General features: G+C 66.0%; 15 protein-coding genes. 9 read left to right on the forward strand and 6 right to left on the reverse strand.

Translation table 11 applies throughout. The features are described from left to right. The first annotated feature begins 201 nt into the window (after positions 1 to 201). The 8 genes from RLT59_RS34445 (at position 202) to RLT59_RS34480 (ending at position 12221) form a co-directional block, all read left to right on the forward strand. Positions 202 to 942 (forward strand): TnsA-like heteromeric transposase endonuclease subunit, encoded by a 741-nt coding sequence (locus RLT59_RS34445; RefSeq protein ID WP_311307015.1) that lies wholly within the window; start codon positions 202 to 204, stop codon positions 940 to 942. Next, entirely contained in the window at positions 939 to 3125 is a 2187-nt protein-coding gene (locus RLT59_RS34450) for a TnsB C-terminal domain-containing protein (protein ID WP_311307016.1), read from the forward strand. The genes RLT59_RS34445 and RLT59_RS34450 overlap by 4 nt, the downstream gene beginning before the upstream one ends. After that, entirely contained in the window at positions 3122 to 4243 is a 1122-nt protein-coding gene (locus RLT59_RS34455) for an AAA family ATPase (RefSeq protein WP_311307017.1), read from the forward strand. The genes RLT59_RS34450 and RLT59_RS34455 overlap by 4 nt, the downstream gene beginning before the upstream one ends. Further along, positions 4240 to 7509, forward strand: coding sequence for a TniQ family protein (locus RLT59_RS34460; RefSeq protein WP_311307018.1), 3270 nt, complete (start codon positions 4240 to 4242; stop codon positions 7507 to 7509). The genes RLT59_RS34455 and RLT59_RS34460 overlap by 4 nt, the downstream gene beginning before the upstream one ends. Before the next feature lie 1379 nt (positions 7510 to 8888). Then, the gene (locus tag RLT59_RS34465) at positions 8889 to 9152 is read left to right on the forward strand and encodes a helix-turn-helix transcriptional regulator (RefSeq protein ID WP_311307019.1); all 264 of its coding nucleotides are present in this window, start codon (positions 8889 to 8891) and stop codon (positions 9150 to 9152) included. 225 nt (positions 9153 to 9377) lie between these two features. Further along, complete coding sequence (locus RLT59_RS34470; protein WP_311307020.1) at positions 9378 to 10196, forward strand: DUF6083 domain-containing protein; 819 nt, start codon at positions 9378 to 9380, stop codon at positions 10194 to 10196. Between the two features lie 14 nt (positions 10197 to 10210). Beyond that, on the forward strand, positions 10211 to 10726 hold the full coding sequence (locus RLT59_RS34475) for a Rossmann-fold NAD(P)-binding domain-containing protein (RefSeq protein WP_311307021.1): 516 nt from the start codon (positions 10211 to 10213) through the stop codon (positions 10724 to 10726). A 25-nt stretch (positions 10727 to 10751) separates the two neighbouring features. Continuing rightward, positions 10752 to 12221, forward strand: a complete 1470-nt coding sequence (locus RLT59_RS34480) for a UvrD-helicase domain-containing protein (protein WP_311307022.1) — start codon at positions 10752 to 10754, stop codon at positions 12219 to 12221. 359 nt (positions 12222 to 12580) lie between these two features. Here RLT59_RS34480 and RLT59_RS34485 read toward each other — a convergent pair whose 3' ends face one another. Next, positions 12581 to 12817: a phosphopantetheine-binding protein gene (locus tag RLT59_RS34485; RefSeq protein WP_311307023.1), complete on the reverse strand. Its 237-nt coding sequence runs from the start codon at positions 12815 to 12817 to the stop codon at positions 12581 to 12583. Between the two features lie 290 nt (positions 12818 to 13107). On the opposite strand from RLT59_RS34485, the gene RLT59_RS34490 reads away from it, so the two are divergent. After that, the gene (locus RLT59_RS34490; protein WP_311307024.1) at positions 13108 to 13329 is read left to right on the forward strand and encodes an MbtH family protein; all 222 of its coding nucleotides are present in this window, start codon (positions 13108 to 13110) and stop codon (positions 13327 to 13329) included. Between the two features lie 435 nt (positions 13330 to 13764). Here RLT59_RS34490 and RLT59_RS34495 read toward each other — a convergent pair whose 3' ends face one another. The 5 genes from RLT59_RS34495 to RLT59_RS34515 all read right to left on the reverse strand — a co-directional run bounded on the left by RLT59_RS34495 (position 13765) and on the right by RLT59_RS34515 (position 19333). After that, positions 13765 to 14640 carry an LLM class flavin-dependent oxidoreductase gene (locus RLT59_RS34495; protein ID WP_311307025.1) on the reverse strand — a complete coding sequence of 292 codons (876 nt, stop codon included), beginning with the start codon at positions 14638 to 14640 and terminating at the stop codon, positions 13765 to 13767. A gap of 1 nt (position 14641) precedes the next feature. After that, positions 14642 to 15919, reverse strand: coding sequence for an MFS transporter (locus RLT59_RS34500; RefSeq protein ID WP_311307026.1), 1278 nt, complete (start codon positions 15917 to 15919; stop codon positions 14642 to 14644). A 32-nt stretch (positions 15920 to 15951) separates the two neighbouring features. Then, complete coding sequence (locus tag RLT59_RS34505) at positions 15952 to 16845, reverse strand: branched-chain amino acid aminotransferase (protein WP_311307027.1); 894 nt, start codon at positions 16843 to 16845, stop codon at positions 15952 to 15954. Next, positions 16842 to 17423 carry a bacilysin biosynthesis protein BacA gene (locus RLT59_RS34510; RefSeq protein WP_311307028.1) on the reverse strand — a complete coding sequence of 194 codons (582 nt, stop codon included), beginning with the start codon at positions 17421 to 17423 and terminating at the stop codon, positions 16842 to 16844. Before RLT59_RS34510 ends, RLT59_RS34505 begins: the two co-directional genes overlap by 4 nt. Before the next feature lie 227 nt (positions 17424 to 17650). Continuing rightward, entirely contained in the window at positions 17651 to 19333 is a 1683-nt protein-coding gene (locus tag RLT59_RS34515; protein WP_311307029.1) for a DUF885 family protein, read from the reverse strand. Between the last annotated feature and the right edge of the window lie 39 nt (positions 19334 to 19372).

Genomic DNA, 19372 nt, shown 5'->3' on the forward strand with positions numbered 1-19372 from the left:
ACACTGCTTGAACAGTGCCCGGGAACGCGCCGCTGAGCATTTCGCAATCATGCCCGCTGCGGAGTGGTGCATGCGCGGTACCCCGAACTTCTACCGGTGAGAGTGAAGTTCAGTGATTTATAAGGGTGTTCGGGAGTCGACTGCGTGATCGTGTGGGCCAGTTGCTCGTGATCAGCACGGGCTTGGGCGCGAAGGTGCGCGATGGTCGCAATACGTGAGCGTGGTGCCGCAGGAGCGGCGGTGTGGATCCGGTACGGCGCCGATGAGGTGCGGGAAGTCTCGTTCGAGCGGCTTGGGCAGCGGCATTTCGACGGTTCGGTTCCGTGGCGGGCGATGCGGTCGAGACGCGGGCAGACACATCTGCCTGGCAGTTACTGGTCGTCGACGATGGGCACCCAGGTGATCTTCGAGAGTCAGCTGGAGCTTGCCCGGCTTCTCCTGGCGGACTTTGACCCGGAGGTGGTCGGGATTCGGGCGCAGCCGTGCTGGATGCGGCACCGGGTGAAGGGACGGGTGCGGCGCCATGTCCCGGACTTCCTGCTCACGCTGCGTAGTGGTCTGGCGCGGGTGGTGAATGTGAAGCCTGCCGACCGGGCGAAGGATCCAAAGGTGCGGCATGCGCTGGCGTGGCCAGGTGAGCTGTTCTCCGCGCACGGGTGGCTGTATGAGGTCTGGTCGGGCTGTGAGCCCGTGGTGTTGAAGAACGTGCGGTTCCTTGCTGGGTACCGGCGGCCGTGGGTGGTGGACAGCGATCTCGTCGACCGAGCATGTGAGCTGGTGAGGGACGGCGACGAACTCGCGTTGGCCGAGCACAGATTGAGCCCTTACGGCGAACGTGACGATGTGCGTCCGGCGTTGCTGTCGCTGTTGTGGCGGGGGCATTGGACGACGGATCTGACGCGTCCGCTCGGTGGCGGCTCGGTGCTCAGGAGGTGCGCGTGAGCGGGGGTGTGGCGACACTGCGGACCGGGCTGGTTGTACAGCACGACGGTGAGCAGTTCACGGTGGTGGAAATATCCGGCAGCCGCATCCTGCTGCAGGACCGTTCTGGAGGACTGCGGCAGGTCGATCTGGGCTGGCTGCTGTCGCACCCGACCACCCAGATCCCGGAGACCACCGTCGTGCCGTTGCCGGGGCTGGGGGCACAGTACTCGGCACTCAGCGAAGAGGAGCAGGCGGCGCTTCGGGAACGCTATGAGCACCTGCTGGAGGTGGAGACCGGATACCGGCACGGATCAGCGGAGTTGGCGCTCGGCGGCGAACCGCGCCCGCAGTACGCGCCCGATGTGCCGAAGATGGACCGCTACGAGGCGAAGGCCGCTGAACTCGGTGTGAGTGTCATGACGGTGCGGCGTTGGCTGATGAAGGTCAAAGGCCCCGAAGGAGTGGCCGGACTGCTGCCTGGGGATCGTGGCCGCAGCCCACTGGGGGAGACGGATCCACGCTGGATCGACATGTGCCGCAAGGTGCTTGACGAGTACGTCGACAAGAGCACTCCGCCGCGGCATCTGATCATCGCGACCATCGAGGAACGTCTTGCTGCCGAGTTCGGGCGGGACACGGTGAAGCTGCCGAAGAAGACCGCGGCGTACGCGCTGTTGAAGGAGCTGGGCCGGGGACGCAACGCCTTCTCGGGCAGCGCGAAGGGGCGCCGCTCGATCGCGAACCGCCCGCCGGGCGTCTACGGCAAGCTGAGGGCGACCCGCCCCGGCGAGTATGTGCTCGTCGATACGACACGGCTGGACGTGTATGCGATGGAGCCGGTCACGTGCCGATGGGTGCAGTGCGAGCTGACCGTCTCCATGGACCTGTACACGCGCTGCATCACGGGGCTGAGGCTGACGCCGGTGTCGACGAAGGCCGCAGACGTCGCAGCCGTCCTGTATGAAACCGTGCGCCCGCGAACGGAAGGAGAGCGGGCGGTGCTACCGCATCACGGGGTTCCGAGCGCGGTGGTCGTGGACGCGGCACGGCTGGTGGACGCGCGAGGCGAGTGGCTGTTGCCGTCGGTGGCGGCGGAGACCCTGGTGTTCGACCACGGCAAGATCTACCTGTCGCAGCACGTGCAGGCCGTCTGTGACCGCCTCGGCATGTCGCTGCAGCCGGCCCGGCCGTACACACCGACAGACAAGGCACCACTGGAGCGCTGGTTTCGAACCCTGCGCGAAGGAGTCCTCGCAGCGCTCCCCGGCTACAAGGGCGCGGATGTGCACAGCCGCGGCAAGGACGTGGAGGAGAAGGCGTTCTTCTTTCTGCCGGAACTGGAAGCGATCGTCCGTGAGTGGATCGACTTGATCTACCACCGGCGCGTCCACTCCGGCTTGTGCATCCCGGAGGCGCCGGGCCTTGAGATGAGTCCGCTCGACATGTACGAGCACGGCATCCAACGGGCGGGGCATCTGCGGATCCTGGGGCGGCCCGATCTCGCGTACGACTTCCTCGAGGTGAAGTGGACCACGATCCAGCACTACGGGGTGGAGATCGGCACCCTGCGCTACAACGGACCCGCTCTGAAGGGCCGACGCAACACCACGAGCCCGTACGGCGGGATCCACAGTGGGAAGTGGCCGATCGCGATCGACCCCGGGGACATCACCCGTGTCTACTTTCAGGACCCCGATCCCAAGAGCAGGCGGTGGCATGAGCTGCGGTGGGAGCACGCGGATGCGCTCGATGGCCCGCTCAGCCGTGAGGCGTTGCAGTACGCGCGCCGGCTGGCGGCCAGGACCCAGCGGTTTCCCGATGCCAAGCGCACACTGATCGAGCTGCTGGAGCGGTGGGGCGCGGGCCTGACCGGCAGCCGGGAAGAGCGGCGCATCGCGCTGCGGCTGTCGGATGAGCGACTGTCCATCATGGGCGCCGATACGGTTGCGCCTGGCACAGATGAGGACGATCCCCAGGTGTCCGTTGCGCAGTTGCCGTCGGTGCGTCAGCTCACGGCGCTGGCCCCCACCCGGCCCGAGGCCGACGACCGGGATCTGTTCGAGTCGCCCGCCGTGGATGGGCCTGAGGTGGGGGAGGGCGGCGATGATGACGAGGACGGTGATCTCGATGCTGTCCTGGCCGAAGACGCGGGTGCGGTGAGTGACGAGGAGTACTACGCGGACGCCTGGGAGGTGTCATGACCGCCGCGTTCGAAGAGGGGGAGCGTAACTACAGTCCCGTGCAGTTGACGGGTTTTGTGGAGATGTGCGAGCGGCCCGACCGCGAGCGTCCCCGGCAGTTGAGCCGGGTGGAGATCAAGGATCTGACGCGCCGTGAAATCCTCGTCTACAAGGAGCAGCGCGCGGTGTGGCATGCCAACCTCGGGCCGATCAAGACGGCCCAACTGCGGGAACTGCATGACGGCCTGGCGGAGATCGTGGACTCGAACCGGCAGGACGGCGACAAGGTGAAGCCCTCGGCGGTGGTCGACGCGTTTCCCGGGTTGGGCAAGACGACCGCGGTCTTGGACTACGTGAAGAAGTACCACCGTGATCAGATTCTGGTGCATGGCGCCACGACACCCAGCGGGCACCGCCGCGTCCCGGTCGTGAACATCACGCTCACGGGCAACATCACGATCCGCGGACTGAACGAGGCGATCTGCCGGTTCTATGAACTGCCCGAGAGCGGCAACGCCGACCAGCTCGCCGCCCGCGCAGCCCGGGCCGCCCGGGCCATGTGTACGACCGTCATCGTCGTCGACGACATCCACTTCCTCGACCTGCGCCGCACCAACCACCGGGTCGTGGCCAACCACTTCAAGCACCTGTCCACCGTCTTCCCCGTCACGTTCATCTACGTCGGAGTGGGCGTGGCAGCGCGCGGGGTTCTCACCGACGGCCTTGATGACGAGGACGTGGACCTCGCGCAGGCGGCCCGCCGGATGACGACGTTGACACTGCCGCCGTTCACCGTGGACACGGAGGCCGGGCGGGCGCAGTGGCGCAAGCTGATGCTCACCATTGAACGGCTCCTCGTCCTCGGCGACGCCTACCGCGGCATGCTCGCCGAAGACCTCGCCGATTACCTGTATGCCCGCTCCACCGGCCACTTCGCGTCACTGATGACGCTCATTGCACGCGGCTGCCGGCGCGCTGTGGACAGTGGTGAGGAGCGGCTGACCGAGGACCTGATGGACACCGTCAAAAACGATGTGGCGGCCGAGCGAGGACGCCTGGAACTCCAAGCGGCCCTCGAAGCAGGCACCCTCACCACCAAACCCCGCCGCAAGAAGAAGGGGCCGGGCCAGCTCCCATGACCACCGACACCGTGGCCATGGCGCCCACGTTCTCGACCGAGCGGCTCCCCTATGTGGTGGAGCCGCTGCCGGGCGAGGCCCTCGACAGTTGGATCGAAGCCTACGCCCGTCAACTCATCGTCACCTCCCGTGAATTCCTGACCTTCATCGGACTCCCCGGCACCCACCCCGAACGCATGCTGGTGAAACTCCTTCCTGAAGAGGCGGCTGTGCTCGCCCGGCGTACCGGAGTTCCGCCCGAGGCGTTGCGTGCGATGACGCTGGAGCCCTTCGACCAGATCACTGTGGCAGTCCGGCACACCACGCGCGGGCTCGGCTCCCCGCCGCGCTGGCGACGGCACAAGGGCAGCAGATACTGCCCCACCTGCCTGGCCAGAAACGGCGGCCGCTGGCAGCTGTCTTGGCGCAGCCCCTGGACCTTCGCCTGCACCCGGCACGCCCAACTCCTGGTGGAGACCTGCGAGGGGTGCGGTCAGCGGCCGCACCCCGCCAGCCGTCACCCCGCGGGCGTGACGAACCCGGCTCGCTGCACCATGGCGCGCGACCTCGCGCGCGGCAGCAAAGGCGCGCGCCTGCCCTGCCACACGGACCTCACCGCTGCTGTGGCCCAGCCGATCCCCGCCGACGGCCGGATCATCCGCGCCCAGCACCATGTCGACACGGTCGTCCGCGGCCGCACCGACCGCGGCCGAGATCCCGACCAATCGCACCCGAGCCTGGAAGAACTCTTCTTCCTGGCCTGGCGGGGTCTGGCCACGCTCCACGACGACACCCTCCCCATCCCCCAAACGGCTTCGGATCTCCTGGAAGAAGCGGGCGGACACGCCCTGGCCCTACTGACCGGGCTCAGCAACGAGACTGCCACTGACGTGGCGGTCGGCACCGCGCTCGCCATGACCGTCTTGGAGCGCGACCACCCCCACAGTGATGCGGTACTGCGCTGGATCGCCGACTCGCACCTGCGCAAAGACGGCTCCATGGAAGTGTTGTTGAAGTTCAACTCCTGGCGCACGTCCTGCTCAACGGCCACCGTGACGCGCGCGTTGACGGTCATCGACACCCGCCTGCGGATCATCGACCGGCTGCGCTTCGCCACGACCTCGCCCACCCCACAACCGCCCGCCGCGCACCCCGAGCTGATCGAGCGCCGCGCCGCGGCGATCCCGGCGACGCTGTGGCCGTCGTGGAGCATGAGGCTCATGCCGCACCAGATCGGCGGGCCCAGGGGCGCGAAGGCCGCCGAGTTCCGGGCCGGGCTCAGCGCACTCCTCCTGGTCGTCCGCTCCACCAGCCGTGTCTATCGCGACGCACTCGCACTTCTCGGCGACCCCGTGCCCCCGAGCTTCGTCAAAAGTATGATCACCCGCCTCGACCGCCAGTATCTGACCCCTCTGCTGGCCGCACTGACACAACTGGCCGACGCCCTCGACGATCATGGATCGCCCATCGACTACCAGCGGCGCCGGAGCCTGGCCGACACAGGACTGGTCATCGACCGTCCGGCCTACCGGCAACTCGCCGCCCAAAACCGCTGGCGCACTCCCACCGACCGAAGCCTCGACGCCCTGGACCACTATCTCAGGGCGATGTGGACCGGCACGCTCACCGACACCGACTACCGCCTGAACGTTCTGCGCTTTCGTGCGGATCCCGCGGTGCGCGCCTTCCTGTTCGACCAGGCCGCCGGACACCTGAAGCGGCTGGGCATCGACGAACCCGTCACTTGGGAACCATCGCCTGAGTGGGTAAGCGGTATCCCCTGGCCCGGCACCGAACCGGCAGCCATCAGCGCGGAGGAATTCCGTCGCACCGCAGCACGCCACCACAAACTCACCGATGTCGCCGACTCGCTTGGCATCGGTATCGAGCACGCCCGCCTGTACGTCGAACTCGCCAGCACCATCCCCACAGTTCAACGGAAGACTCTCGGCCCCCCTCGTGGTCCGCGTACCACGGCGCCAGACGCGGCCACCCTGCATGACCTGTACGTTACCCAGGGCCTCTCCCTTCGGGGTATGGGCAAGGCCACCGGCTCCAGCGTGGAGGTGCTCAAGGTGGCACTCGGGGAAGCTGGCATCGCCATACGCCAACCCCGGGAGCGGGCCAGCAGGGGATGCCGCCTCGATCGTGAGTGGCTCTATGAGCAGTACGCCGTGAAGTGCCGAGGCTTTGCCGAGATAGCCGAAGAAGTCGAAATGCATGCGCGCACCGTTCGCCGCATCGCCCGCACGCTCGGCTTCTCGATCAGGCGACACGGCGGAGTACCCCGGGATTTCACCGAGACCACCCGCGGACTGGATCTGCCCCCCGCCGTGTATCAGGCGTTCTGCGGAAGCAACGCGGTGCAGCGGGTCAGAAACGTCAGCCTGCTGATCGATCACCCCACGGTCCCCGAGGCCGCCGCAGCCTGCGACATCCGCGTCGCGGACCTTCAGCGGCAGACGGTAGTCATCGAGAATTCCACCGGGTTCCGCCTCCTGGACACCTCGGAACCGCCGCGGCTCACCGCCCAGGGTCGACAACTCCTGCACGACGCCAGACCGGTACTCGACCGCTACGCCCGGCTGTACGCCGATAATCCTGGCGCCGCATCTGGCGTGCACGGGAGAAGTCCCCGCACCGTCACCCCCGCCCCCGCCCCAGACATCCTTCGAGATCTCTATGTCGACCAGGGACTCTCCCTCCATAAGCTCAGGGACATCACCGGCGCCAGCATCACCGTTCTCCAGCAAGCCCTGAGCACCGCCGGAATCGAGATCCGCAAACAGGGGCACCGCCCCGGATACCCCTACCGGATCGACCGCGACTGGCTGTACGAGCAGTACGTCGTGCAGCACCGCACCTTCAGCGACATCGCCGATGAGCTCGGGACGGTCTCGACAACCGTCCTCAACATCGCCAGAAGACACGACATCCCGATCCGGAGCGCGGTCGGAGTACCCCGGGACTTCGCCGCCACCACACAGGGACTCGTCATCCCTCCCGTCGTCTATCGGGCGTTCTCCGGATGGAAGTCCGTGGGACGGCTGAAGAAGATCAGCCTGCTACTTGAGCACCATGCGCTGGAAACCGCCGCCGATGCGGCCAACGTGCGGCCGTCAGAGCTGAAGCGGATCGCCGCAATCGTCGAGAAGGACACCGGCATTCCCATACTGGAAACCGTGAAGCCCCCGCAGCTCACAGCGGCAGGCCGAATGCTTCTGCAGCAGGTCATGCCGGTCCTTCACCGCTATGACGCCAGGGCGAGCAGCATTTCCGCGCCATAAGCGTCCGTGACGTGCTGAGGGCATAACGGGGCGAAGCCGGGAGCATTGCCCGGACGAAGCGCCACCATTGTTCGTGGTCATTCGCGGGCGGTCTGAAGCCGATCACCCCCCAGTCCTCGGCCGGGGTGAAACGAAGGAGCCGAAGGGCACTGCGGAGCTCCACCGATCCCGGCGCGCTTCGCTACGGTTCCTTTTTCGCCCAGCCGATGTTGGGTGATCGCAGTGGTTGCATCAGCATCCAGCAGAGATCGTCGAACGGCTGGCCTGCGCTCCAGGACCTCAAAATCCCCTCACCAATCAATTGATCCAGGACGGCCAGAAGAGAGGAAGGGGGGATCCCGCATTCGCGTGCCACCTGTTCTGTTTCGGCCGTCCCCTGGACGTCGCCCGGGGCACAGTGGGCGGCGAGACAGAGGGTGACGAGCCGAGGGAGAGGGGCCGAGTCCGTACGGATGCAGCAGGCGCGGCGCAATGCCCAGTCGGCAGCGCGGAGTCGGTCAGGGCGTGCCGGGTGGTGCGTGAACAAGCCCGGGTCGAGAAGTTGGACTGCCACCACAGGAGGCACCCTTGGGACAGGGACAGTGCGCAGCCATCGCGCTTGAGCGAGCTCGCGGAAAGGGTCCGTGGCATCCCCCAAGCGAAGGCTCCGGAGCAGACCCAGGGGAAGGCGCACTTGACCGGCACCGCTCATGCGTAGAGCGCACTGAAGCGCGATGAGCCGCGAGGCTGCTCCAGTGTCGGGAGGGAGCGCGGACGCAAGATAGCTGAGCATCTCTCGTACCCGCGTTTGGCTGTCGGGTCCTTTGGCGCGGCGCCGTCTGCGGTTGGCCGTCTTCCGCTCCGACGCCGAAACCTCAACGGTCAGGTTCGTTTCGGGGATCACCGCGGCCTCATCGGTGGCGGCCGCGCATGCTCTGCATGTATCGCTGAGCCGCCAGATCCGACCGCCGCGCTCGCGCGCGAGCAGGAGTCCGATGGGGCCCTGGCATCCCCGATGGCGGCGGTGCCAGCAGCAGCCCCGCTCGAGGCACTGACACGTCCGCAGATGTGGGGGCAGCGGGGCTCGGCGCGCGTGCAGAGCCAGATGGGCCAGGAGCTCGGCTCGAGCTGACAGGCCGCTGAGCAGTCGGCCGCTGTGTGCGCAGTGCTGGCATACGAGGACCGGCCCGCCAGGCTGCGGGCGCAGTTCAACTGTCCAAGTGCGTCGTACTTCGGGGTGGGCGAAGCGGGGCCTCATGGCAGGCGCCTTCCTCCTGTCGTTTCCGCGCCGACCCCCGTCGGGCTGGGATCGGCGGCACACGGTAGTGCAGACCCCTGCCCTTTGCTGAAGGCTCGACGGCTGGGAATTAGGGCAGAGGTCTGCACCGTCGGATGGTCGGGTGACGATCTTCCCGCCCGATCCGGACTTCGAGGCTCTGCGTCTGGAGTTGGCCCGGCTGCGTGCGGCGCGGGGATGGACCTATGACGAGCTCGCGGACCGAAGCGGCCTGGCCAGAAGGACGCTCATCGAGATCGAGCAAGGTCGCACGATCGGCACCCTGAAGTCGTGGCACGCCCTCGCTCATGCCCTGGGTACGCCCCTCGATGAACTCTTTGGCGCTCTTTGCAGCGGGCACGAACCCCCTCGGTCGGCGAGTAGCTGACGGCTCGTTCGAGCCTGCGGTGCATTCACCCGATCCAGCGCATCGATGTGAACAATTGATCGACTCATCGAATATGCGTGGCCGCGGATGGGGCCGTTCGGTGGATGCCGACGCCCCTGACACTGTGTGCACGGCGTGCGGCCTGGCATCTTCCCGCCCATGCAGCCTTCATCCGCAGCCCGACACGGGGACTCAAGCCCTGCCCTTGCCTACCGGCGACGCTCGTTGCGTATCGATCCCGACAGCCCGACCCGGCTACTGCGCTGCGCTCAGCGCGGCCGTTGCCGCGACTGCGGCAACCACGTCGAGTGGTACCACCGGGTCCGCGACCGCCCCGTCCGCCTGCATCCCCATGAACTGTCGGCAGCCGAGGTGCCCGCCGAACACCGCTGGCACGTCAGCTCCGGCCTCGCCCACCCTGCCGGGGACGGCAGCGCCTGGTGCCGACTGGCCCATGCTCTCGTCTGCCCGAACGGCGACGCCGGCACCCTCCTCGTCCCCACCCTGACAAGACTGCGCCGGGCGCTGGCCGTGAACTCGCGCCGCCTGACCGACGCCGGCGTCTTCACGCCCGCCGCACCGCAAGACCGTTCTGCGCGGCAGTCGGAGGATTCCTGCCGACCCGCCAGACCCGTCGTCCAACTCCTGTACGTGCGCTATCTCGCCGCCCGACCTGTGGACGAGATCCAATGTGTGGCCCAGGCACGGCAGCGTGACCGATGCACCCACACGGTGCTGGCTCCGGATGGCCCGGCCGGAGTCTGGAAACTGGTTCCCGCAACGACTGCTCAAGGTCAACTGGCACCGCCCGCTGAGGTGATGGCTCTCTACGATCTGTCTTCCCTGCCCTACACCGAGCAGCGGCGCTGGCGCACACAGCGCTGCCCTCGGCACGCGGCTGCCCCGACCGCAGCGGACCTCGCGTTGACAGACTGGGAACCCTTCGACTCCCTGATCCACCACGCACATACGCACCCCCGGCTCCCGACCGACGCTCGTCGGCCGCGCCCCAGAGGCGATGCGCGAAAGGCGGCGCGGACGTGAGACGACAGCACGCCGTGGAGATCGTCCTGACTCGGTCGGCCACACGCAGAGAACTTCACCGCGCCTGTCGCGCCGTGCCCCTCGCGGCGAACGCCGACCGCACCCGGCTGATGACCGTACGTCCGGCAAAGTCGCCGGGGCGTGCACTGCGGTCACTCCGCCATGAACTCGATCGACTCCTGCCCATCGACGTGCTGACCACCCACTACCCCGACGCGTCGGGCAAGGTCCTGATCAACCTGGTCCTCACTCGGGCCACGCGCTCGGTGATCAGGCGGGCCGCAGCGGCTCGCGGTCAGAAGCCAGCAGAGTTCGTCGCTCGGGCCGTCGGCGCAGCCGTCGAGCGCGACAAGCAGGACCGTGCCCAGCAACTGGCCGTACAACTCCGGGGCCTCCTCGTCCATTACGCCCCCGAGGACGTGCTTACCTGCACGGCCCGCATCCTGCTCGACCGCCAGCACTTCGCGTCGCCTACCCAGTGCGATGCCGATGGTTCACGACCGAGCAGCAGTTCCCACACGACCCCTTGATCCCCTCCTCACTGCGGAGCCCTCGTTGCACACGCCCACCGACGAACAGACCCACGCCATCGACACCTTCCGCGCGGGTCACCATGTGGTGCTGCAAGCCGGTGCCGGCACCGGCAAGACCAGCACGCTGTGCCTCCTGGCCGCGAGTACCAAACGACGTGGCCGCTACGTCGCGTTCAACAAGGACATCGCGGTCGATGCCGCCGCTCGATTCCCACGCTCCGTGCTGTGCAAGACCGCGCACGCCACGGCCTACGCAGCCGTCGGCCACCGCTTCGCCGGTCGCCTCAGCAGCCCTCGTCAGCCCGCATGGCGCATCGGGCAGGCCCTCGGCGTCAGATCGTCCATCCGCATCGGTGATCACGAGATCAGCCACAGAACCCTGTCCCATTCCGTGCTGCGCACGGTCACCCGCTTCTGCCACTCCGCCGACAACGCTCTGGCACCCCACCACGTACCGGCCCTGCGGAGGCTCGGAACACCGGCCGAGCGCGCCCAACTTGCTGACGCAGTCTTGCCGTTCGCTGAGAAGGCGTGGACCGATCTGCAGAATCCCGAGCGAGGCGAGGTGCGCTTCGAGCACGACCACTACCTGAAGATCTGGGCCCTGACCGAGCCGAAGATCGACGCCGACTTCCTTTTCCTGGACGAAGCCCAGGACACCAACCCGGTCCTCGAGCAGGTCTTCGCCGCTCAACGAGGCCATGCCCAACTGGTGATGGTCGGCGACTCCGCCCAGGCCATCTACGGATGGCGAGGCGCCCGGGACGTGATGACAGGCTTCGACGCCACCCACCTCACCTTGACCCGCTCCTTCCGCTTCGGTCCCCTCCTGGCCGAACAGGCCAATCGGTGGCTTGCCTTCACCGACGCGCCGATCCGACTGACCGGCACCGACACCATTCCCACACACGTCGGCCAGGTCACCTGTCCGGACGCGGTGCTGTGCCGCACCAACATCGGTGCCATGACCGAAGTCATGCGGCAGCTGGAAGCCGGCCGTCGTGTGGCGCTGACCAGAGGCGGACAGGCCCTCACGGCGCTGGCGCTCGCCGCTCAGGACCTCAAAGACGGCCGTCGCACCTCCCATCCCGAGCTTGTCCTCTTCACCTCCTGGGGCGAGCTACAGGACTACGCGGAACACGATCCCGCCGGCCGAGACCTCCAGCCATTCGTTGAACTCGTCGACGACCACGGCCCCGAAGCCATCATCGCCGCCGTTGACGCACTGACCGACGAAACCAACGCGGAGATCACCATCTCCACCGCCCACAAAGCAAAAGGCCGGGAATGGCCCAAAGTCAGAATCGCCGACGATTTTCCCCCGCCGCCGGACAGCGACCAACAGGACGCCAGTGGCCGCCCCATCCCGGAACCTGTCAGCGATACCGACGCACGCCTCGCATACGTCGCGGTCACTCGCGCCCGGCGACAGCTGGACCTCGGGGGACTTGCGTGGATCGAGGACCATACAGCTGCCCTCAACGGCAGGTGACAAGCCAACGAGCGGGCCTCCTCCTGTGCACAGAACCCGGCGTACAGCCCGACTCGTCTGTCGCTTTCTATTTCAGCAGGTCTATGTTTCTTGGTTGAACAAACTGCTGGGGTCGAATCCGGGTCGCATTTGAGCCAGTGTATTGTCCGTCCCGTCCGACGTGTACGCGGGCATGAGGTGTGTATCGGGCATCTTGAAGGTGTGGAGTGCGGCCAGTACCAGGCGGACAGTGAGTTGGGAAGCCTCGGGCCCGCTCGAAAGTATCGTCCGGCGTGTCCGCCCTGCGGAAGCGGTCTGCTGTCGGACGGCAGGGCCGGGTTGGATCCACGCCAGTCGATGGACTTGTTCCCGATGGCGCATCACGAGGAACGCGTCGCCATCTTCCGGGCCATGCCGGCCAGTTCGGCCACGCTCTGACATCGGAAGGCGCCACGCTGGGTGATGACCAGTCCTGCCTCCCGCGCTCGACTGACCAGCTGCATTGCTGTGATGCTGTCTTCGCCGAGGTCGAAGAACCTGTCGTCGACGTCAACCCGGGCCCGCCCCGCCAACTCGGCCATGAGTCGGCACAGAATTTCCTCTGCGGGCGTGTGCATGCTGGCGTCCCCCGTATCACGCTGATCCTCTGTCAAGTCTCGGGAGATCTCAGTCCGAGACTGACTTTCACAAGCCGGGATCGTATGTACTCCGATGTTTCGAGGTAAATCGTTCCATCGGCGCGATTCATGATCGCCTCCTCCTATCGGAGGGGGATGGCTGCTTTCTGGTCCTCCAATAGTGCGAGAGGACTTCGCCGTGCCTCGATGGGAGGGTTTACCGCCGCGCGTACCGGCCTTAGCCTGAGCCAGGCATAACGGATTCAGAATTGGAAACGGTGGAGACGTGGATGACGAACCATTTTGAGAACGACGACGCGTACTACCTGGTACTGCGCAATGATGAGGGACAGCACTCCCTGTGGCCCGCCGCCAGTGACGTCCCCGTCGGCTGGGTCATCGCGAAGCATGCGGACAATCGGGCTGCCTGCCTGGAGTTCGTGGAGCAGCACTGGACGGACATGCGACCGAAGAGCCTGGCCGTGGCCATGAATGACGCTGCCCAGCAGTAACCGTCAACAGGTCAGCCCGGGCTCGTGCCCGGGCTGTCGGCACCGGTGCTCTACTTCTGCTGGTCGTCGTTGTCGGGGCGGCGTACAACGATGACGCCCGTCTTGAATCCAGGTCCGTCGGCGGGGCGGCGTCGCCGGCGTCTTGCTAGTCAGGCACTGCCGTTGGACCTCTTCGCTGACGTGTCGCTGAGACGGATGGAGCACTTCGAGGACTTCGAAGTTTCCGGCGAATCCAGAGGGCTCGCGACGCCTCCTATTGATCCAGCGCGAACCATCTGCCCGCCAGGAAAAACATGACAAAGCAATAAATAGTAATCCATACGCTCAACTTGAGTGTCACCTCCAGTCGCTTTTCGAGTGGCTCGGCCTACCTGAAAGGGCCTCTCAAATCTCACCCCCGCCCGCAGCTGCGGGCCTTCGATCCGGGCAGATCGGCTACCGAAACGCCGTGGCCGCTATCTGTTCTAGCACTTTTAGATCTCCGTGGGCGCTGGACGTCTCGTGCGGGAATGGAACTACCAGATCAGTGGCGCCGGCTTCCCGGTATTGCGTCGCAAGGTCGACAAACACTTCCACTGATTCAAGGATCGATCGATCCTGGGTTAGGTGCACGAGCCTGCGGATGGTGAGTGGATCACGATTCTCGTCCTCACAGATTCGCGAGAGTTGACTGATTTGTTCTCGCACCAGGTCTGGCGTCGCACTCGGTGCGATCAGACCGGGCTTGGGGGAGTGTCCGTTGGTCACCCAGATATCAGCGTGCCGAGCAGCAGTCCGCATGCCTCTCGGGCCGGTGGCTGCGACGGCGATCGGTACCCGAGTGCGAGTCCGACCATCCGGATCGATACAGGCTCCTTTCGCTCCATAGTATCGCCCCGAGTGGTCGGTGTTTTCCGTGCGGAGCAACTTGTCTGTCAGCTCGACGAACTCCTGGAACCTTGCGGAACGCTCGGCTGCCGACCATGGTTCCTTCCCCATCACCCTGGCATCGACACCGCTGGATCCGGCTCCCAGCCCCAGTATGAAACGCCCCTCCGACAGGTCATCCAGCGTCACGATCTCTTTCGCGAAGGGTACCGGATGGCGGAAATTGGGTGAGGACACCAGGGTTCCCAAGTGGATTCTCTCCGTTATCCCCGCAGCGGCCGCAAGTGTGGGCATTGCGGCATACCACGTGTTCCCAACGCGCTCACGCCAGGCCACATGGTCGTACGTCCATGCATGATCGAATCCCATCTGGTCGGCCAGACGCCAAGCACGCTGAGCGGACTTCCAGTGCTCTGACGGGAGAATTCGTGCACCGACCTGCATATTACCTCCTATGATCGGGCTCGCGCAGGGAAGGGGCGTCCATCTGCTCGGGCAATTTACGCATGGTGCGAAGCGGAGACAGGAAGTTCGGGAGGATGCTCAATGTCATTCCCACAGCGCCGATCCACAGAGTGGCCGTTGCTCCGAATGCGGATCCCGAGACTCCGCCCAAGAATCCGCCGAGTGGAATACCACCCCAGGACACGAATCGGGCCGTTGCGCTCATGCGACCCAGGAGATGATCCGGCGTGAGGGCTTGCTGGAAGCTCGATTGAGCCACGACGCGGACGACTCCGCCCAGCGAGAGTGACGCGAGTCCGACCGCAGCCACGTACAGGCTCCAGCCCGGTTGCGCCAACGGCATCAAGGCTGTCAGAGGGCACGTGACGAGCGGGGCGAGCCAGATGACGGGGCCCTGACCGACCCGCTTGGAGATCCTGGTAGCCAGCAATGCGCCCAGCAGGGCGCCGCAGCCCATTCCCGACAGAACAAGGCCGATACCGAAGGAACCGAGGCTCATCTCTCTCTCCAGGAAGATGAGCAGCATGGCTTGGTACATGACCAGGAAGAGATTGAATATCCCGTCCCCCAGCATGATTGCGCGCAAGGCAGGATACTTGAGAACGAACTTGAGCCCTTCCTTGATTTCCCGGCCCAGTTGAGGGCGCTCACTCGGCTCCGACTTCTCTTCACATTTACGGATGCTGATCGCGAGCAGACCCGACATGGCCATCCCGATCGAACTCACCAATAGTGTCGCAGGGGCTCCGACTGCTCCGACCATCGGGCCCGCGATCGACGGCCCGCTGATGCTCGTCACCGAACGTATCGCCGACAACCTGGAGTTTCCCTCGACAAGATGGTCGCGGCCCACCAGGTGTGGTAGATAGCTGACGTACGCGACATCGAAGAAAACAGTCAGAATCCCGTGAAGCAACGCGACCGCATAGAGCCACCAGATCGTCAGCAAGTCCGCCGACCACGCCACCGGTATCGTCAAAAGAGCCAGCGCCCTTGCCATATCGGTGGTGATCATCACTGACCGCTTCCGCATGCGGTCCACCCATGCCCCTGCTGGCAGGCCGACGAGGAGTGAACCTGCTGTGGTCATCGCGGTCAGCAACCCGACCTGGAACTCATCGGCATCCAAAGCCATGATCGCCACCAGGGGAAGGGACAGAAAGAGGATTCGATCTCCCAGCTGGCCGAGCGCAGTGGCGGCAAACAGGCGTCCGAAGTCCGGATCCCGAAGGAGTCCGAGGCGAGAGGATTTTGGCATTCAAGCACCTACTAGGGGGAGAATTGTAAGGGTCACGCCATAGCCTGGTGAACCAGCTGACTGTAAGCCTCTGTCACTGCGGTGGTCGTCTTGCCTACCCGGTACTCGTGCCCGTCGATCGCCCGTACAGGTTGGATCTCGTATGCCGTGCCAGTGAGGAAGCACTCGTCGAATTCACCAAGTTCCCGGGGGAGGATATGTCGTTCGACCACCTGGATTCCGAGGTCGGCTGCCAGGTCGAGCACCGTCCTGCGGGTGATGCCAGCAAGGAAGCAGTCTGCCACGGGCGTGTGCAGAGTCTCCCCGGCCACGAGAAAGAGGTTGGCCCCTGTGGCCTCCGCGACATAGCCGCGGTAGTCCAGCAGCAGGGCGTCGTCGAAGCCGGCTCGGTGGGCGGCATCACGTGCAAGGGTGCAGATGTTGTACAAGGAGGCCGCTTTGGCCCGGACAGGAGCGGTTTCCGGCGAGGGGCGCCGCCAGCGCGAGGCGCCCAATCGGATGCCCCGCTCTTTGGCATCGGCCGAGAAGACGTGGGGCCACTCCCAGGTGGCGATCGCGACATGGACAGACGTGTCCCCACTGGACACGCTGATGTGTTCGCTGCCACGCCACGCCACCGGTCGGACATAGCCGTTGTCGATGCCGTGCCGACGGACCGCTTCGAGCGTCGCCTCGTTCAACTCCGCGACGGTGAAGGGAAGTTGGTAACCGAGTTCGCGTGCCGACTCGTGGAGCCGCCGGGTGTGCTCAGCCAACTTGAAGATGCGGCCGTCGTAGACGCGTTCGCCCTCGAAGACACTGCCGCCGTAGTGGAGACCGTGGGTCAGGACGTGCAGTCGGGCGTCCCGCCAGGGAACGAACCGACCGTCGAGCCATATGACCCCATCGCGGTCGTCGAGAGCCGAGACATTCACTGCACGCGTCACCGCAGAACTCCGACACTCTCCAGTCGACTGTCCACCGCGAGCACTTGGTGGATGGTGAAGACCATGGGCACCGGGCCGAAGTCCCGCAGGACTCGCAGTCCACGTTGTTCAGCTGCGACGACGGTCGTGACGCATCCCTCGCTGAGGCCGGCAGCGCAGTCGATCGCGGCCTGGGAATTGCTCAGCACCAGCCGCGGCTCGGCGCCCTCCGGGACCAGTCCGATCGGGGCGGGATGTGTGGACACGATACGAGGAGCTGCCTGTCCCGTACTGGCCAGCACCATGTTGTGGGTCGGCATGATGAAGCTGTCGACCATGTGCAGACGGTGCAGGTTCTCGAATGTCAGTGTGTGCAGTGCGGGATATACCGCGCAGGCCACCAGCGCGTGTTCCCCGTCATCGGGCACCGCGTCGAGGGCAGTCTCGAGCGATGAGTGAAGTTCGACCTTCCCGTCAATGCCGCGTCTGTCCAGCCATTCATGCGCCGCAGATTCCAGGTTGGTCCCGTGCGGGCCGAGCGTATGGACGTAGCGAATGCTTCCCATGGCTGCACCCGTAGGGTGACTGGGCTCGTTCATGTTCATTGCCTAGGTCTTTCAGAAGAGTGATCCAACTGGTGAGTTGTCACGAATCCAGCGAGCGGGTGATCCTTTTTTGCTCCGGACCATCCTTTTCGGGTTCCTCGGCCGTTTCCAGCCTCTTCGACGCAAGCGCGTGGACCGCTACCGTGCCGCAGGCCAGGCCCGCCAGGATTCCGGCTCGCCAGTGCGACCTCCTCCAGTTGTCCGGGCCCGTGCCGTCTTCGTCACCCGCCAGCAGATTCCGCCAGGCTGAGAGCAGGCGCACCGCGGTCACCTCCCCATCGCTGAGCCGCGTCCATGTGGTCCCGGTCGCCGAGCAGTTCCCAGCGCTGCAGGGTGAGGGGGACGTTTCCCTCGCGCCACAGACGGCCCAGGAAGGAATCGAGTCTGAAGGCCTCGCCCTGGCGCTGTGCGGCGTCAGCGAGGAGACCATGGATCTGGATCTTTCCGGATAGGTAGCTCAGTCCCTGTCCCGGATGCCCGGCGAAGAAAGCTGCTTCCTCCCACGCCGTGGCGTGGTCCAGGGGAACCTGCTCGGCGAGCCTGGCAGCGGCCTGTTCCAGGGTGAGTTCGCCGATCGCGAGGGAGATGTCGACCTCCACCCGCAGAGCACGCAGGCGCATCGCGTTCACCACGAACAGAGTGCTCGCCGGGACGTCCTCGAACAGTCCCGCCTGCAGGGCGAGTTCCTCGGCATGGAAGGCGATGCCCTCGTTGGCTGTCGAGTCGTAGTAGTGGCGCCGCACTGGATCGGGGTGACGCCAGGAGAGCGCCGACTGCCAGGCGTGGACGCCCTCGTGGACGACGCCCACGCGCGGATCGAAGGCCTCGACCCGCTGGAAGTAGGGCAGGTCCCTTCGGGGTGGACGCACGTACCGCAGGGCATCGTCGCCGGGGCGCTGTGCCGAGGCGATGTAGTGCGGGACGCCGAGCCACGTCAGCGGTTCCAGGTACGCCGGCATGGGAGCGTTGCGGTAGTGGCGCAGGTCGTCGGGCAGGTCAATGATGCCTTCGTGGCGCAGGAAGGCCCGGATGTCCTGCTCGTCGGTGCGCTGTTGCTCGACCTGCCGCGCGGTGTCGGCGAGGAGCGCCGGCTCGACGAGGTCCCGGTGGCGGCGGCGTAGCACGAGCTCGGCCGCGGCGGTGCGAGCGTACTCCTGGCGGCTCATGTCCAGCAGTTGCCGCATCGAGTATGGCAGTAAGGCCACATGGTGCAGGAAGTAGCGGAAGGCTTCCGGGCCGATGCTGATGGGGGCGTCGAAGGTGGGCAGATGCTCCCGCAGCCATTCCCGGTAGTCCACGAGTGCGCGCTGCGCGGCGCCAGTGGCGGCGGCGAGCCCTTCCGCCTGCGCGGAGGCCAGGAGCGGGTTCAGCGCCGTCATGGCCGTCCCCAGTGCCTCGTCGGCGGTGTCGAGCAGGTGCAGCGCGTACTGGGCGAAGGGTCCCGCCGCATGCCCGATGAGGTTTTGTTTCGCCTGTTCCAGGATGTTCGGCACGTGGCCGAGGAGAGTCACGACCTCCTGGTCGCGCGTGCCGGGCCACGGCCTTGGCTGGAGCAGCAGGTTGTAGAGGGGCACCAGAGCCTGGTCGACGTAGAAGCAGGGGTTTCGGCGCCAGTCGCGCAGCAGGTCCAGCTCCCAGTGCACTCGGGCGAGAGCGGAACCTAGCAGGGCGGCGTCGACCTGGTCGGCGACCGGTTCCGCTGAAACCTTCAGGTCGCCATGGCGGCGTGTGAACCCGGCCAGGGCACGCCGCCGCTGAGAGATCGCGTCGGGCGACCAGTCGGGCAGCCAGCCCGCCGGTCGCTCGACCCGGGTGACATCGTCGTAGGAGTCGGGCTGGGCGGCGATACGCCATTCCCAGAACTCGTCGGTCACGCGGTCGAGTTCCGCTCTGCCGCCGCTCATCGTCCTCTCCTCGCTTTCGATCTGTCGGGCACCCGGGGA

The organism is Streptomyces sp. ITFR-6, from assembly GCF_031844725.1.
Lineage (GTDB): Bacteria > Actinomycetota > Actinomycetes > Streptomycetales > Streptomycetaceae > Streptomyces.

What these genes read in the sequence shown, in the direction of transcription:
- RLT59_RS34445 (WP_311307015.1), top strand. Translation starts at nt 202, where the DNA reads ATGGTCGCAATACGTGAGCGTGGTGCCGCAGGAGCGGCGGTGTGGATC.
- RLT59_RS34455 (WP_311307017.1), top strand. Translation starts at nt 3,122, where the DNA reads ATGACCGCCGCGTTCGAAGAGGGGGAGCGTAACTACAGTCCCGTGCAG.
- RLT59_RS34460 (WP_311307018.1), top strand. Translation starts at nt 4,240, where the DNA reads ATGACCACCGACACCGTGGCCATGGCGCCCACGTTCTCGACCGAGCGG.
- RLT59_RS34485 (WP_311307023.1), bottom strand. Translation starts at nt 12,817, where the DNA reads ATGCACACGCCCGCAGAGGAAATTCTGTGCCGACTCATGGCCGAGTTG.
- RLT59_RS34490 (WP_311307024.1), top strand. Translation starts at nt 13,108, where the DNA reads ATGACGAACCATTTTGAGAACGACGACGCGTACTACCTGGTACTGCGC.
- RLT59_RS34495 (WP_311307025.1), bottom strand. Translation starts at nt 14,640, where the DNA reads ATGCAGGTCGGTGCACGAATTCTCCCGTCAGAGCACTGGAAGTCCGCT.
- RLT59_RS34500 (WP_311307026.1), bottom strand. Translation starts at nt 15,919, where the DNA reads ATGCCAAAATCCTCTCGCCTCGGACTCCTTCGGGATCCGGACTTCGGA.
- RLT59_RS34510 (WP_311307028.1), bottom strand. Translation starts at nt 17,423, where the DNA reads ATGAACGAGCCCAGTCACCCTACGGGTGCAGCCATGGGAAGCATTCGC.
- RLT59_RS34515 (WP_311307029.1), bottom strand. Translation starts at nt 19,333, where the DNA reads ATGAGCGGCGGCAGAGCGGAACTCGACCGCGTGACCGACGAGTTCTGG.